Source organism: Pseudomonas sp. LBUM1669 (assembly GCF_059695705.1).
Genome location: NZ_CP166784.1, coordinates 4,145,461 through 4,160,200 on the forward strand (window position 1 = coordinate 4,145,461; position 14,740 = coordinate 4,160,200).

Genomic DNA, 14,740 nt, shown 5'->3' on the forward strand with positions numbered 1-14,740 from the left:
CGAACAAGAACGGTGCGCTTTAGACCAGACCTGTGAGGAACACCGTATGCCGTGGAAGAACTCCGACTCACGCTACAGCACTGTATCGATCACGCTGCATTGGTTGATGCTGGTCCTGCTGGCGTTGGTTTACGCCTGTATCGAATTTCGCGGGATCTTTCCAAAGGGCAGTGGCGGCCGGACGTTGATCACCGAATCGCACTTCATGCTTGGGTTGACGGTGTTTGTATTGGTTTGGCTGCGACTGTTCGCGCGCAGCCTGGGCCCGGCACCGCAAATCTTCCCTGCCTCACCCCGCTGGCAGACCGTGCTGGCCAAATTGATGCACTGGGCTCTGTACCTGTTCATGATCGCAATGCCGATTCTCGGCTGGCTGGTGACCAGCGCCAAGGGGCATCAGGTGATGTTCTACGGCTTTGATCTGCCATTGCTGATCCCGGAAGACAAAGTACTGGCCAAGCAAATCGAGGGCTGGCATGAGCTCGGTGGCACCATCGGTTACTGGCTGATCGGCCTGCACGCGGCGGCGGGGATTTATCACCATTATGTGGTGCGCGATAACACGCTGCTGCGGATGATGCCCAAGCGTGGGTAAAAAACACTGATCCCTGTGGCGAGGGGGCGATGAGTGCTTCAGGTTTTTGAGTTGAAACCCCGGCGGCCTTGCAAGCCACCGGTGTGGACAAAGATCAGGCGTGTGCCCTTTTCAAATGTTCCAGCCTCGACCTGCTGCTTGAGCATCAGCAGCGCCTTGCCGGTGTAAAGCGGTTCGAGGGGAGTGCCCGAAGCCTGTTCGATCTGATCGATGAAACTGAGCAGCGGCGGATCGACTTTGGCAAAGCCACCTCGGCTGGCGTCGAACAATTCATAGGCCACTCCCTGCACACCCGCCTCTCGGACAATCGATCCAACCTGCTGCGCCACACCATGATCGTCGGGCACCGCAAGCGCGCCATACACCGGGTGTTCGCCCGCCTCCGCAAGCGCCAGACCGGCCAGGGTTGTACCGGTTCCGCAGGCCAGCCACCAACCGTCGTAATCACTCCAGCCCAGGTCGCCCAGTCGATCGAGGACCATCGCCTTCAACTGCCTGCAACCCCGCGCCCCCCGCAGACCGCCGCCACCTTCGGGCACCGGATACAGGTCGGGATATTGCGCCTGCCATGGCTGCCAGAAATCCGCGTCATGTCGCGCGCGGTATCCGCCATAACCCAACCAGTGCAACTGCATGCCGAATGCTTGCAAGTCCTTCACCGTTGGCGTTTCTTGCGGATGACCACGCAGCAGGCCGACGGTGGTGAAACCGAAGCGTTTGCCGGCGGCTGCCAGTGCATGCAGATGATTGGAATGCGCACCGCCGAGGCTGATGATGCCTTGGGCACCAATCTGGTCAGCGGCGTTGAGATGTTCGATGAGTTTGAACCACTTGTTGCCGCTGATCAGTGGGTCGATCTGGTCGAGACGCAGGATGGCGACTTCGATGCCGGCGGCGGTGAGCCAGTCGAGGCGCAGGGGCTGGAGCGGTGCCTGGGGTAACCAGTCGTTGGGAGGGAGAAGCATCGATGCCGGCTCTCGGGTAAAGAGCCGGCATCTTAGCAGCCAATGTGTGGCGAAGGAGCTTGCTCCCGCTCGGCTGCGCAGCGGCCGCAAAACTGGCGACAGTGATTAACCTGACACACCACGATCGCTGATAGAGGGAGTCCTTCGGACTCCAACGGGAGCAAGCTCCCTCGCCACAGGGATTGAGTTGCTTACAACTCAGCCGCCAGACGCGAACCCTGGTTGATCGCGCGCTTGGCATCCAGCTCCGCCGCCACGTCCGCGCCACCAATCAAATGCACGTTCTGCCCCGCTGCCACCAGACCCTCCTGCAATTCACGCAGCGGATCCTGCCCGGCGCAGATCACGATGTTGTCCACCGGCAGCACCTGCGGCTCACCGGTTTCGCCGATGCGGATGTGCAGGCCTTCATCATCAATCTTCAAGTATTCGACGCTATTGAGCATCTGCACCTGCTTGTTCTTCAGACCGGTGCGATGAATCCAGCCCGTGGTCTTGCCCAGGCCGTCGCCGACTTTGGATTTCTTGCGTTGCAGCAGGAACACCTCACGCGCCGGTGCATGTGGCTCAGCCTTGATGCCGGCAACACCGCCGCGCGCTTCAAGATGCGTGTCGATGCCCCACTCCTTCCAGAACGCGTCGCGGTCCAGACTGGTGGCCACGCCTTGGTGTACCAGGAATTCCGACACGTCAAAACCGATCCCGCCCGCGCCAATCACCGCCACACGCTTGCCCACCGGTTTACGCTCCAGGATCACGTCCAGGTAGCTCAGCACCTTGGCGTTCTCAACGCCAGGAATCGCCGGGGTTCTCGGGGCGATGCCGGTGGCCAGGATGATTTCGTCGTAACCGCCCTCAACCAGCTTCGCCACATCGACACGGGTATTCAGGCACACCTCGACGTTGGTGGTTTGCAGTTTGCGGTTGAAATAGCGCAGGGTTTCGAAGAACTCTTCCTTACCCGGTACACGCTTGGCAATGTTGAACTGGCCGCCAATCTCGCTGGCCGAATCAAACAGCGTCACCGAGTGACCGCGCTCGGCCGCCACAGTGGCCGCGGACAGGCCCGCAGGACCGGCACCGACCACCGCGATTTTCTTGATTTGCTGCACCGGCAGGTAGTTGAGCTCGGTTTCATGGCAAGCACGCGGGTTCACCAGGCAGCTGGTCAACTTGCCGCCGAAGGTGTGATCCAGGCACGCCTGGTTGCAACCGATGCAGGTGTTGATTTCATCGCCACGGCCAGCGGCCGCCTTGTTGACGAAGTCCGGGTCGGCGAGGAAAGGCCGCGCCATGGACACCATGTCGGCATCGCCTTCGGCCAGAATCTGCTCGGCCACTTCCGGGGTGTTGATGCGGTTGGTGGTGATCAGCGGAATGCTCACCGAACCACGCAGCTTGGCCGTGACTTTGCTGAACGCCGCACGCGGCACCTTGGTGGCGATGGTCGGGATCCGCGCTTCGTGCCAGCCGATGCCGGTGTTGATAATGGTCGCGCCGGCCTGCTCGATGGCTTTGGCCAGGGTCACGATTTCTTCCCAGCTGCTGCCGCCTTCCACCAGATCGAGCATCGACAGGCGGAAGATGATGATGAAGTTCGGGCCGACCGCTTCGCGTACACGGCGGACGATTTCCACCGGCAGGCGCATACGGTTTTCGTAGCTGCCACCCCAACGGTCGGTGCGATGGTTGGTGTGGGCGGCGAGGAACTGGTTAATGAAATAACCTTCCGAGCCCATGATCTCGACGCCGTCGTACTCGGCTTTTTGTGCCAGGCTCGAGCAGGTGACGAAATCGCTGATCTGCTTCTCGATGCCTTCCTCGTCCAGCTCTTTTGGCTTGAACGGGTTGATAGGCGCCTGAATGGCACTCGGCGCGACCTGTTTCGGGCTGTAGGCATAACGACCGGCGTGGAGGATCTGCATGCAGATCTTGCCGCCCGCCTCGTGCACCGCGCGGGTGACGATCTGGTGCTTGAGCGCTTCTTCCTCGGTGGTCAGTTTGGCCGCGCCGGAGTACACCCCACCCTCATCGTTCGGGCCAATGCCGCCAGTGACCATCAGGCCGACACCGCCGCGAGCACGCTCGGCGAAGTACGCCGCCATGCGTTCGAAACCGCCGGGCTTTTCCTCAAGACCGGTGTGCATCGACCCCATCAGGGTGCGGTTGCGCAGCGTGGTAAAACCCAGGTCCAGCGGGGCCAACAGGTGCGGGTAATGAGCGGCGGCCATTTGTAACTCCACATCGAGCGATCACGGAAAATATGCAGGAGCTCTTCGGCCCCCGTCAGTCATGTTGGACAGACTAAGAGTCGCGACCCTGTCACTCAATGACCGAAACTGACAACTTATTGATCCAAATGTGCAGCGCCCCTTGGCAAGCGCGGGCATGGGCCCTACCCTAGTCGCGAACCCTGCACACGGCTGTCGACTGTTTTCCATGCGCAAACTTCTGTACCTGACTTTCTCCATGGCATTGATTGCCGCCCTCACGACCTACGCCATGTGGGCCGCGGACCGTCCGGTGGGTCATTACCTGTCGGACCTGCGTATCCATCTCGCGGTCGATCAAGGCACACCCGCCGATCGTGGCAATCTGCTGGGGATCCAGCCCGAGCTGTTTCCCACCGACTATCAAAGCCCCGAACGCCTGCACCGCAAGCTCGCCGCCTATTTGCAGCAGGCCCAGGACCAGGGCTTGCTCAATGAAAAGACCATCGTCGTGTTGCCCGAACATATCGGCACCTGGCTGATGGTCAGCGGCGAGAAAGATGAGCTGTACCATGCGACCACACTCGAGGAAGCCATGAACTGGCTGGCGGTGAGCAATCCCGTGCAGTTCGTCCGCGCGCTGATCAGTGCCAAGGGGGACAGTCGTCTCGACGACGCTCACTTGCGGATGAAGGCCAAAGGCATGGCCAAGGATTATCAGGCACTGTTCGGGGGGCTGGCGAAGGCGTTCAACGTGACCCTGGTGGCCGGCACCATTGTGTTGCCCGAGCCGAGCATCGTCGATGGCACGCTGAAAGTCGGCCGCGGTGCGTTGTACAACAGCAGCGTGGTGTTCGGTCGCGACGGTGTGCCGATCGGCCAGCCGCAACGCCAGATGCATCCGGTCTTTGCTGACCATGACGTCATCAAGGCCAATGGCGAGCATACGCTCAACGTTGTCGACACACCGGCCGGACGCTTGGGCGTACTGATCGGCAGCGACAGCTGGTACCCGGACAACTACCGCAAACTCGACGCTCAGGGCGCCCACTTGGTGGCTGTTCCCGCGTATGTCGTCGGCCGCGACACCTGGGACAAACCGTGGCGGGGTTACAAGGGGCTGTCGACGCCCGGCTCCGTCAGCCTCAAGGCCGGTGAACTCAGTGAAGGCCAGGCCTGGCATCGCCTGACACTGACCGGCCAGCCGCCCAGCAGCCAGGCGATTGCCGGCATGAGCGTGTTCCTGCGCGGTCAGTTCTGGGACAAGGGCAGCGCAGGCCAAAGTTTTCTCAGCAACAATGGGCAACAGTTCGCCGACGGCAATGCCCGTGGCGCGCGTTTGCTGAACCTCTGGTTGTAACCCATGAAACCGCTGCCGATGCGCCTTGGGGATCTGTCGGTGGGCTTTGTTCATAGCCTGGCCGACGCCGTGAGCAGCCACGGTGTGGACCCGCAACCGTTGCTTGAGCAATACGGCCTCGATGCCGCGCGCCTGGCCGAAGCGGGGGCCAGGCTGTCGATCCCGCGCTACATGCGCCTGGGCCACGGAGCCATTCAACTGACCGACGACCCGGCGCTGGGTTTGCGCATGGGCCAGCTCAGTCGACTGAGTCAGGCCGGTCTGGCCGGAGTCACCGCAGCCCAAGCGCCGACGGTCAGGGAGGCGGCGCGCTGCCTGATTCGTTTTGAAGCCTTGTATGGCTCCAACTACCGAGGTCAATCGAGCTTTCATGAAGACGCTCAGGGCGCGTGGCTGCGGTTCTATTCCATCAGCCCTTACAACGCCTACAACCGCTTCGTGGTGGATTCGATCATCGCCGGGTGGCTGCAACAATTGTCCAGCGTGAGCCCTACCCCGCTTCGCGCCGAACGAATCGAGATTGAATTTGCCGAACCGGATTATCGTGACGCGTATGCCGCGCTGGGCGATTGTCCGATTCAGTTCGGCGCCGAACAGAATCAACTGCGCCTGAGTCTGGCCAGCCTCGCCCAGCGCAACCAGGAGCACTGCCCAAGTACCTGGCGACACTTGCTGCAACTCTGTGAACGGGAACTGGAGCAACTGACACGCACCCGCAGCCTGCGTGAACGCATCACTCAGTTGCTGGGGCCATTGCTCAATGGTGGCCGGGAACCCGACCTGGAAGAAGTGGCGGCACGCCTGAAGCTGCCGACCTGGACCTTGCGTCGCAAACTCGCCGAAGAAGGTACGCAATTTCGCGCCATTCTCAATGACACGCGCCGCGACCTGGCCATGACTTACATTCGTGACACGGAACTGGCGTTCGGTGAAATCGCCTACCTGCTGGGTTTTGCCTCAGCCGAAGCGTTCCAACGCGCCTTCAAACGCTGGAACGGCCAGACCCCCGGCGAGTTTCGCCGCAGCCATCGCCAATCCGCATAAGGCTTACAGCTCTGTAGCGTCTTCTGATGGCTCCAATGGGTCCAGTTCAAACGCCTGATACTCGAGCAGCTCTTCTTGATACTCGTCCATCGTGAAATCCCCCTACCGCTCGTTTAAAAAATGCCTGAATAAATGACCAGCGCCCCGAGCATAAAGTGCCCGCGTGAAAGAAAAATGACGCAGGCACGCCGTTCAGCGGCTACTTATAAAACGTAGCAGGCGGTCAGGAATTTATCACAGGATTTTTTCGATAGAGGCTGCAGGACTGCAGCCTGGTTGACGCGGATCAATCCAAAAGCCATTTCGGGAACGGTGTCGTCTGACAAGGTCCCGAAATGTATATCGATTACTGGCTGGTGCCAGGCATGGCCGAAATAGGCTCGCTCGGTGGCGGCAGGCTTGATTGCGGCGGTGGCGTAACGGTTTCCGGGGACGGAGCCGGTTCCGGGTTTTCAACCGGGGTGATCGGTGCTGTTTCAGGCGGTGGTGCGACTGGCTCCGAGGCAGCGGGGGCTGGAGCAGGTTCAACCACAGGCGCGGGCGCGGGCTCCGCAGCAGGTGCCGGCGTTGGGGCTAAAGGCGCCGGAGCAGCCTTGGCTTCAGGCATGCCCAGGTCGGTCTTGGGTTTCTCGGGGATGTGTGCAGCCTTTTTCGCTTCCGGCGGCAGGAACAGCTCCACCAGCGCAAAGAAACGCTCGTAGAACTTGGCCGACGAGACGGTTTCGCTGGCAACCTTGACCATCGAATCGTCGGAGGAACCGATCGGCATCGACACCGAACCCAACACGCCCACACCCACACTGGCGGAGTTATTGGTTTTCTTCAGTGCATAACGGTCCTGCAGAGCGTTGGCGAACATGGTCGCATGATGCCCTTCGCTGCCATCATCGGCACAGACCACACTGAAGCTGATCTCCATGTGGGTCTCGCCGGTCTGCTGGAAGCTCTTGTGTCCGCTGACCAGTTTCGGGTCGGCGCTGGTGATGATATAGCCCTGGCTGAGCAACGCCCGACGGGCGGCTTCGCAGGTCTGCGCATCGGTCACCGGGTAATTGCGCGAAAACGTCCCGGAGTCATCGAAGTTCTCATGCTCATAGATGGGGGCTTTCTTCGACGAGCAACCGCCAGCAACGGCCAGCAACAGCGCCAGCCCGGCAACACGCATGGGAATTGATTTAAACATTGAACATCCTGAGGAAAACGGTCCGGGGCGTATTGTGCAACAGATCGATGCTTAGCGGAGCATCGATTAGTGTCTTAAAACATTTACAAGTCTACTGACTGTCAGTTACGGGAAAAAGTCCCGCACGGGCCCCGACCAAATGTCCCCTGTGGGAGCTTCCAATCCCGAATCGCACGCATAAAAAACCCCGGCCTTTCGGCCGGGGTCTTTATGGAACGGGCAATTCAATCAAGCATCAGAAACGCTTGATCTCGGCCTGGCTTTCCAGCTGTTTGCGGTAAGCGGCAAAGTCTTGCTGGCCAATGCGCGAGGCGAGGAAGCGACGGTACTGGGCCTTCTCCTCTTCGGTCGGCGCGGCGGCTTCGTTCACGCCGTTCAGGCGCACGATCACCAGGCTACCATCGGCCAGGGTCACGCTGCTGAAAGTCGGCTTGTCCTTGGCGACAGGTTTTGGCATGCGGAACAGCGCTTGTAGCACGGTTGGGTCAATCCCTTCCTGAGCGCGAGTAGCCGCTTCAGTCACTTTCCAGTTCTGACCGTCGATCGCCTTGTTCAGCGGGGTCTTGCCATCGCGCAGGCTGGCGATCAACTCATCAGCCTTGGTCTTGGCGGTAGCACTGGCGTGCTCCTTGGCCAACTGCGCACGAATGCTGGCATTGACGCTTTCCAGCGGCAGTTGCGCAGGCTTCAAGTGTTCCTTGGCGCGCAGCACGATCACGGTTTCCGGGTCCAGCTCGATGGCGGTGCTGTTGGCACCTTCATCCAGCACTTCAGGACTGAACGCCGCGGTGATCACGGCACGGTTAGCCGACACACCTTCGCCACCCTCGCGGCCGAACGGCTTGGAGGTGTGGACAGTCAGCTTCAGGTCCTGCGCCGGCTGAGCCAGATCGGAGGACTCAAACGAGGAGTCTTCCAGTTGCTTGGTCGCCTCGACGAAACGCTGCTCGACCTGCTGGGTTTTCAGCTCGCGGGTCAGCTTGTCTTTCAGGCTGGCAAGCGTCGGCACTTCCGGTGCTTCAACGCCCAACAGTTTGATCAGGTGGAAACCGAAGTCAGTGCGAACCGGTGCCGACACTTGATCCTTGGCCAACACATATAGCGCGGTTTCGAATGCTGGGTCGTAGACGCCAGGGCCTGCGTAGCCCAGGTCACCACCGTTGTTCGCCGAACCCGGATCCTGGGAGAATTCCTTGGCCAGTGCCTCGAACTTCTCGCCTTTGGCCAGACGTGCCTGAACTTCTTCGATCTTGGCCTTGGCTTGCGCTTCGGTCACTTTATCGTTCACTTCGATCAGAATGTGCGCAGCCCGGCGTTGCTCGGACAGGTTCGCGATTTCTTTCTGATACGCCGCTTGCAGGTCTTCGTCCTTGACGGCGACCTGATCAAAGAAGGAAGACTTCTTCAATTCCAGGTAATCGATGACAACCTGATCCGGCGTCATGAATTCCTTGGCGTGTTCGTCGTAATAGGCCTTGACCTCATCGTCGGTCAGCTTCACCGCTGCCGGGTCAACCTTGACGTTCAGGGAAGCGAAATCGCGGGTCTGTTTTTCCAGACGGGCGAATGCCAGAACCTGTGCGTCGGTGACGAAACCGCTACCCGCCAGGCCAGCGCGCAGCTGACCGATCAGCATTTCCTGAGCCAGCATCTGGCGGAATTGCATGCGGCTGTAGCCGAGTTGACGAATCACCTGATCGAAGCGCTCAGGACTGAACTTGCCATCCACCTGGAATTCAGGCGTTTGCAGGATCACTTGGTCCAAGGCCGCTTCGGAGAAAGCGAATTTCGATTCTTCTGCGCCTTGCAGCAGCAGTTTGCGGTCGATCAAGCCTTTGAGAGCCGATTCGCGCAGCATTTTTTCGTCGAGCAAGGAAGCGTCGAAATCCTTGCCCAGCTGTTGCATGAGCTGACGGCGTTGCATATCGACCGCCTGGCTCAGCTCGTTCTGGCTGATTTCTTCGCCGTTGACCTTGGCCGCATCATTACGACTGGTAGTGGCCTGAAAAATGGCGTCGAAACCGGTCAAAGCCATCAGTGCAACGATGACCCCGATAATGGTCTTGGCAATCCAGCCTTGTGAATTGTCCCTGATATTCTGCAGCATGCGTCCCCCAGAAACGGTTGAACTTCAAAATTAGGCAACCGTGGAGCGTGGGTAGAATCCGGATAGAAGAAAGGCGCATCCGAGGATGCGCCTTCTCGTAACTGGCGGAGCGGACCAAGGGTTCGAACTTGCGACCCTCGGTGTCTCGGACCGGCAACTTGCCGACTGGACTACCGCTCCGCTGCCAGGTCAGGCATGACCCCGACCCGGATAGGCAAAAACCTGAAACGAACTTAGTTGACAGCTTCTTTCAGTGCTTTGCCGGCTTTGAAACCTGGTTTTTTGGCTGCTGCGATTTCCAGCGTCTTACCGGTCTGTGGGTTACGACCAATGCGAGCTGGACGATCGGTAACGGAGAAGGTACCGAAACCAACCAGAACAACAGAGTCGCCAGCCTTGAGAGCGCCAGTGACGGATTCGATTACAGCGTCCAGCGCACGGCCAGCAGCAGCTTTCGGGATATCAGCGGATGCAGCGATAGCATCAATCAGTTCCGACTTGTTCACTCTAAGTCCCCTTATATCTATTTGAGTATGATTCTAAGTTTTTTGGTGAAAGCAAAAACGAGTGCTGAATGGCCTACAGACACTTAAGAGCCGCTTTATAACAAGGGCTCTAAAAAGCTGTCAACAAGCCACTCAGGCAAATGCGTATTAATGCGTGCTAATTCTTTCCTTAGAGTCAGACTCGCGTTTTTCATCCTTTGCAACTATCTCTGGAACCACATCAGGCAGCGGTTCCGGCGCGTATTGCAGCGCAATTTGCAGGACCTCGTCAATCCATTTAACCGGTTTAATCTGCAGATCTTGCTTGATATTGTCAGGAATTTCCTTCAGATCGCGCACGTTCTCTTCAGGAATGATCACGGTCTTGATTCCTCCACGGTGTGCAGCCAGCAGTTTTTCCTTCAAACCGCCAATTGCCAACACCTGGCCACGCAGGGTGATTTCGCCTGTCATGGCGACATCCGCACGCACTGGAATCCCGGTCAATGCCGACACCAGGGCCGTGCACATGCCTACGCCGGCGCTAGGGCCGTCTTTCGGGGTCGCCCCTTCCGGCATGTGGATGTGCGTATCGCGCTTCTCGTGGAAGTCCAGGGGGATCCCCAGGCTCTTCGCACGGCTGCGCACAACGGTTAGCGCGGCAGTGATCGATTCGACCATCACATCACCCAGCGAACCGGTCTTGATCAACTGGCCTTTACCCGGCACAACAGCCGCTTCGATGGTCAGCAATTCGCCACCCACCTGGGTCCAGGCCAACCCGGTCACCTGGCCGATCTGATCCTGCGATTCGGCCAGACCGTAGCGGAATTTGCGCACACCCAGGAAGTGTTCCAGCATCTCGGCAGTGACCTTCACCGAGAAGCGTTTTTCCAGTGCGTGCTCTTTGACCGTCTTACGGCAAACCTTGGCAATCTGGCGCTCCAGCCCACGCACACCGGCTTCGCGGGTGTAGTAGCGGATGATGTCGCGGATCGCTTCGGCGTCGAATTCCAGCTCGCCTTTCTTCAAGCCGTTGGCCGTAATCTGCTTGGGCGAAAGGTATTTGACGGCGATGTTGATCTTCTCGTCTTCGGTGTAGCCCGGCAGACGAATCACTTCCATCCGGTCGAGCAGCGCCGGCGGAATGTTCATGGAGTTCGAGGTGCAAAGGAACATCACATCGGACAGGTCGTAGTCGACTTCCAGATAGTGATCGTTGAAGTTGTGGTTCTGCTCGGGATCGAGCACTTCCAGCAACGCCGACGCCGGATCGCCACGCATGTCGCTGCCCATTTTGTCGATTTCATCGAGCAGGAACAGCGGGTTACGGACGCCCACCTTTGTCATCTTTTGAATCAATCTTCCTGGCATCGAACCGATGTAAGTCCGGCGATGACCACGGATTTCCGCTTCGTCACGCACGCCACCGAGGGCCATACGGACGAATTTGCGGTTGGTGGCGTGAGCGATCGACTCTGCCAGCGAGGTTTTACCCACCCCTGGAGGACCGACCAGGCACAACACCGGACCGCGAATTTTCTTCACGCGTTTTTGCACCGCGAGGTATTCGAGGATCCGCTCTTTGACTTCTTCCAGACCGTAGTGGTCTGCATCGAGAATGTCTTCTGCGCGCGCAAGGTCCAGGCGCACTTTGCTCTGGGCCTTCCACGGCACCTGAACCAGCCAGTCGATGTACGAACGCACCACCGTCGCTTCCGCGGACATTGGCGACATTTGTTTCAACTTGTTCAGTTCACCCTGGGCTTTGGCCAAGGCATCTTTCGGCAGGCCGGCGGCATCGATGCGCTTTTTCAGCTCTTCGATTTCGTTGTGGCCTTCGTCACTGTCGCCGAGCTCTTTCTGAATGGCCTTCATCTGCTCATTCAGGTAGTACTCGCGTTGGCTGCGCTCCATTTGTTTCTTGACGCGACCGCGAATGCGTTTTTCGACTTGCAGCAGATCGATCTCGGCATCCAGCAACGCCAGAACGTGCTCGACCCGGGCCGACAAATCGATGATTTCGAGGATTTCCTGCTTCTGTTCGATCTTCAGGGCCATGTGGGCGGCCATAGTGTCGACCAGGCGACCTGGCTCGTCGATGCTGTTGAGCGACGAGAGGACTTCCGCCGGGACTTTCTTGCCCAGCTGCACATATTGTTCGAACTGAGCCAGCAGGCTGCGGACAAACACTTCCGACTCGCGCTCAGGCGCGTCGACTTCGTCGATCAGCGAGACTTCGGCACGGCAGTGGCCGTCCACTTCGATGAAGCGCTCCACGGCGCCCCGCTGCTCGCCTTCGACCAGAACCTTGACCGTGCCGTCAGGCAGCTTGAGCAGCTGCAGAACGGTAGCAATTGTACCTACGCGATAAAGTGCATCTTCACCGGGATCATCGTCAGCAGGGTTTCTCTGAGCCAGCAGAAGAATCTGCTTGTCGCCCGTCATCGCAGCCTCGAGGGCTTCGATGGATTTCTCGCGCCCCACGAACAGCGGGATAACCATGTGCGGATAAACCACAACATCACGCAATGGCAGGAGAGGCAATTCGATGGTTGTCTTCATGATTTCGCCTCTACGGCGGCCATATGGCCGTAAACAGATGGAAGTAAGCTTGAAACCAAGATGGGGGCTGCTTTGAAAAAAAACAAGCGCAAATAGGGTGTTAAAAACGCTTTAAAAGAAAAGGGGCCCGAAGGCCCCTTCTTTATTCCAGCTGCCTGACGCTTAAGCGTCTGGCGCAGCCTTGGCAGCCGGCTCACTGTTTTCGTAGATATACAGTGGCTTGGACTTGCCTTCTATAACACTTTCATCGATCACTACTTTACTCACCTCGGACTGCGAGGGGATTTCATACATCGTGTCGAGCAATACACCTTCGAGAATCGAACGCAGTCCACGGGCACCGGTCTTGCGTTCCAGGGCACGTTTGGCGACCGATTTCAGCGCGTCGGCCCGGAATTCCAGGTCCACACCTTCCATCTCGAACAGCTTGGCATACTGCTTGGTCAGTGCATTTTTCGGCTCGGTGAGAATCTGCATCAACGCAGCTTCATCAAGCTCGTCCAGCGTGGCAAGGACCGGCAGACGACCGACGAACTCCGGGATCAGACCGAACTTGACCAGATCGTCAGGCTCGACTTCACGCAGGGATTCACCAACCTTCTTGCCTTCTTCCTTACTGCGCACTTCCGCGTTGAAACCGATGCCGCCCTTGGTGGAACGGTTTTGAATAACCTTTTCCAGACCGGAGAACGCACCACCGCAGATGAACAGGATGTTACGGGTGTCAACCTGAAGGAATTCCTGCTGCGGATGCTTGCGACCACCTTGCGGCGGAACGGAAGCGACCGTGCCTTCGATCAACTTGAGCAGGGCCTGCTGCACGCCTTCACCGGAAACGTCTCGGGTGATCGACGGGTTGTCAGATTTGCGCGAGATCTTGTCGATCTCATCGATGTAGACAATGCCCATCTGGGCTTTTTCTACGTCGTAATCGCACTTCTGCAGCAGCTTCTGAATGATGTTCTCGACATCCTCACCCACGTAACCCGCCTCGGTGAGGGTGGTTGCATCGGCGATGGTGAACGGAACGTTCAGCAAGCGGGCCAGTGTTTCGGCAAGCAGGGTTTTACCCGAGCCTGTCGGGCCGATCAGCAAGATGTTGCTTTTGCCAAGTTCGACGTCGTCATTCTTTTTGTCACGCTGGTTCAGACGCTTGTAGTGGTTGTACACCGCTACGGCCAGAACCTTTTTTGCACGCTCCTGACCAATCACGTACTGATCAAGGATGCCGCTGATTTCTTTAGGCGAAGGCAATTTATGCGCGCTGCTTTCGGCCTGGGCTTCCTGCACCTCCTCACGGATGATGTCGTTGCACAGGTCGACGCACTCGTCGCAGATAAAGACCGAGGGGCCGGCAATCAATTTGCGTACTTCATGCTGGCTTTTGCCACAGAAGGAGCAATAGAGCAGCTTGCCGTTGTCCTCGCCGTTGCGGGTGTCAGTCATTCGTTCGATCCAAATCCGATAGGCTTGCAACACAAGATGAAGGCTATTGCGGGCTTTTTCAAGCCCGCTAGTGATCAGACCAGCCGACCAAGCCTATTTTGAGCTGCTTATTTTAAGCTGGGCGCTGGGCGATCACTTCATCGATCAACCCGTACTCACGCGCGGCCTCTGCACTCATGAAGTTATCGCGATTGGTGTCGCGCTCGATTTCTTCAAGAGTGTGGCCGCTGTGCTTGGCCATCAGCGTGTTGAGCCGCTCACGAATGAAGAGGATTTCCTTGGCATGGATTTCGATATCCGAAGCCTGGCCCTGGAAACCGCCCAGTGGCTGGTGAATCATCACGCGCGAATTCGGCAGGCAATATCGCTTGCCGGCGGCACCGGCCGTCAGAAGAAAGGCGCCCATGCTGCAGGCCTGACCGATACAGGTGGTCGATACGTTGGGTTTGATGAACTGCATGGTGTCGTAGATCGACATGCCCGCTGTCACCGAACCGCCCGGGGAGTTGATATAGAGATGGATGTCCTTGTCCGGGTTTTCCGCTTCAAGGAACAGCAGTTGCGCACAAATCAGGTTGGCCATGTAGTCCTCTACCGGGCCAACCAGAAAAATCACTCGCTCCTTGAGAAGGCGCGAGTAGATGTCATAGGCGCGCTCGCCACGAGCAGACTGCTCGACAACCATCGGGACCAGGCCGCCAGCGGCCTGGATATCAGAGTTCTGCTGAATATACGAATTACGGAACATGCTCTGCAGTCACTCCCAAATAGTTATGTCTT

11 protein-coding genes and 1 tRNA gene are annotated in these 14,740 nt (G+C 58.3%); 3 read left to right on the forward strand and 9 right to left on the reverse strand.

What is annotated here, in order from left to right; genetic code table 11:
* The first annotated feature begins 46 nt into the window (after nt 1-46).
* A complete protein-coding gene (locus tag ACA051_RS19340) occupies nt 47-595 on the forward strand; it encodes a cytochrome b (protein WP_497303983.1) in 549 nt (182 codons plus the stop codon).
* Nucleotides 596-633: 38 nt separating this feature from the next.
* On the opposite strand, the gene ACA051_RS19345 is transcribed toward ACA051_RS19340, so the two are convergent.
* Both ACA051_RS19345 and ACA051_RS19350 read right to left on the reverse strand, forming a co-directional pair.
* Nucleotides 634-1,560 (reverse strand): 1-aminocyclopropane-1-carboxylate deaminase/D-cysteine desulfhydrase, encoded by a 927-nt coding sequence (locus ACA051_RS19345; protein WP_497371466.1) that lies wholly within the window; start codon nt 1,558-1,560, stop codon nt 634-636.
* 191 nt (nt 1,561-1,751) lie between these two features.
* On the reverse strand, nt 1,752-3,791 hold the full coding sequence (locus ACA051_RS19350) for an oxidoreductase (protein WP_497303987.1): 2,040 nt from the start codon (nt 3,789-3,791) through the stop codon (nt 1,752-1,754).
* 208 nt (nt 3,792-3,999) lie between these two features.
* Between ACA051_RS19350 and ACA051_RS19355 the strand changes: the two genes are divergently transcribed.
* Together ACA051_RS19355 and ACA051_RS19360 are read left to right on the forward strand one after the other, a co-directional pair.
* Nucleotides 4,000-5,130: a nitrilase-related carbon-nitrogen hydrolase gene (locus ACA051_RS19355; protein ID WP_497371468.1), complete on the forward strand. Its 1,131-nt coding sequence runs from the start codon at nt 4,000-4,002 to the stop codon at nt 5,128-5,130.
* Between the two features lie 3 nt (nt 5,131-5,133).
* Nucleotides 5,134-6,174, forward strand: coding sequence for an AraC family transcriptional regulator (locus tag ACA051_RS19360; protein WP_497371470.1), 1,041 nt, complete (start codon nt 5,134-5,136; stop codon nt 6,172-6,174).
* Nucleotides 6,175-6,520: 346 nt separating this feature from the next.
* On the opposite strand, the gene ACA051_RS19365 is transcribed toward ACA051_RS19360, so the two are convergent.
* The 7 genes from ACA051_RS19365 to clpP form a co-directional block, all read right to left on the reverse strand.
* Nucleotides 6,521-7,357, reverse strand: a complete 837-nt coding sequence (locus ACA051_RS19365) for a DUF2242 domain-containing protein (protein WP_497371472.1) — start codon at nt 7,355-7,357, stop codon at nt 6,521-6,523.
* A 235-nt stretch (nt 7,358-7,592) separates the two neighbouring features.
* On the reverse strand, nt 7,593-9,464 hold the full coding sequence (locus tag ACA051_RS19370; RefSeq protein WP_497371474.1) for a SurA N-terminal domain-containing protein: 1,872 nt from the start codon (nt 9,462-9,464) through the stop codon (nt 7,593-7,595).
* A gap of 102 nt (nt 9,465-9,566) precedes the next feature.
* Nucleotides 9,567-9,644: transfer RNA gene (locus ACA051_RS19375), tRNA-Leu, on the reverse strand.
* A gap of 53 nt (nt 9,645-9,697) precedes the next feature.
* A complete protein-coding gene (locus ACA051_RS19380) occupies nt 9,698-9,970 on the reverse strand; it encodes an HU family DNA-binding protein (RefSeq protein ID WP_002552737.1) in 273 nt (90 codons plus the stop codon).
* Nucleotides 9,971-10,117: 147 nt separating this feature from the next.
* A complete protein-coding gene (gene lon, locus ACA051_RS19385; protein ID WP_497303995.1) occupies nt 10,118-12,514 on the reverse strand; it encodes an endopeptidase La in 2,397 nt (798 codons plus the stop codon).
* Between the two features lie 162 nt (nt 12,515-12,676).
* Nucleotides 12,677-13,960, reverse strand: coding sequence for an ATP-dependent Clp protease ATP-binding subunit ClpX (clpX, locus tag ACA051_RS19390; protein ID WP_007946893.1), 1,284 nt, complete (start codon nt 13,958-13,960; stop codon nt 12,677-12,679).
* A gap of 112 nt (nt 13,961-14,072) precedes the next feature.
* Nucleotides 14,073-14,708, reverse strand: coding sequence for an ATP-dependent Clp endopeptidase proteolytic subunit ClpP (gene clpP / locus ACA051_RS19395; protein WP_095167796.1), 636 nt, complete (start codon nt 14,706-14,708; stop codon nt 14,073-14,075).
* Between the last annotated feature and the right edge of the window lie 32 nt (nt 14,709-14,740).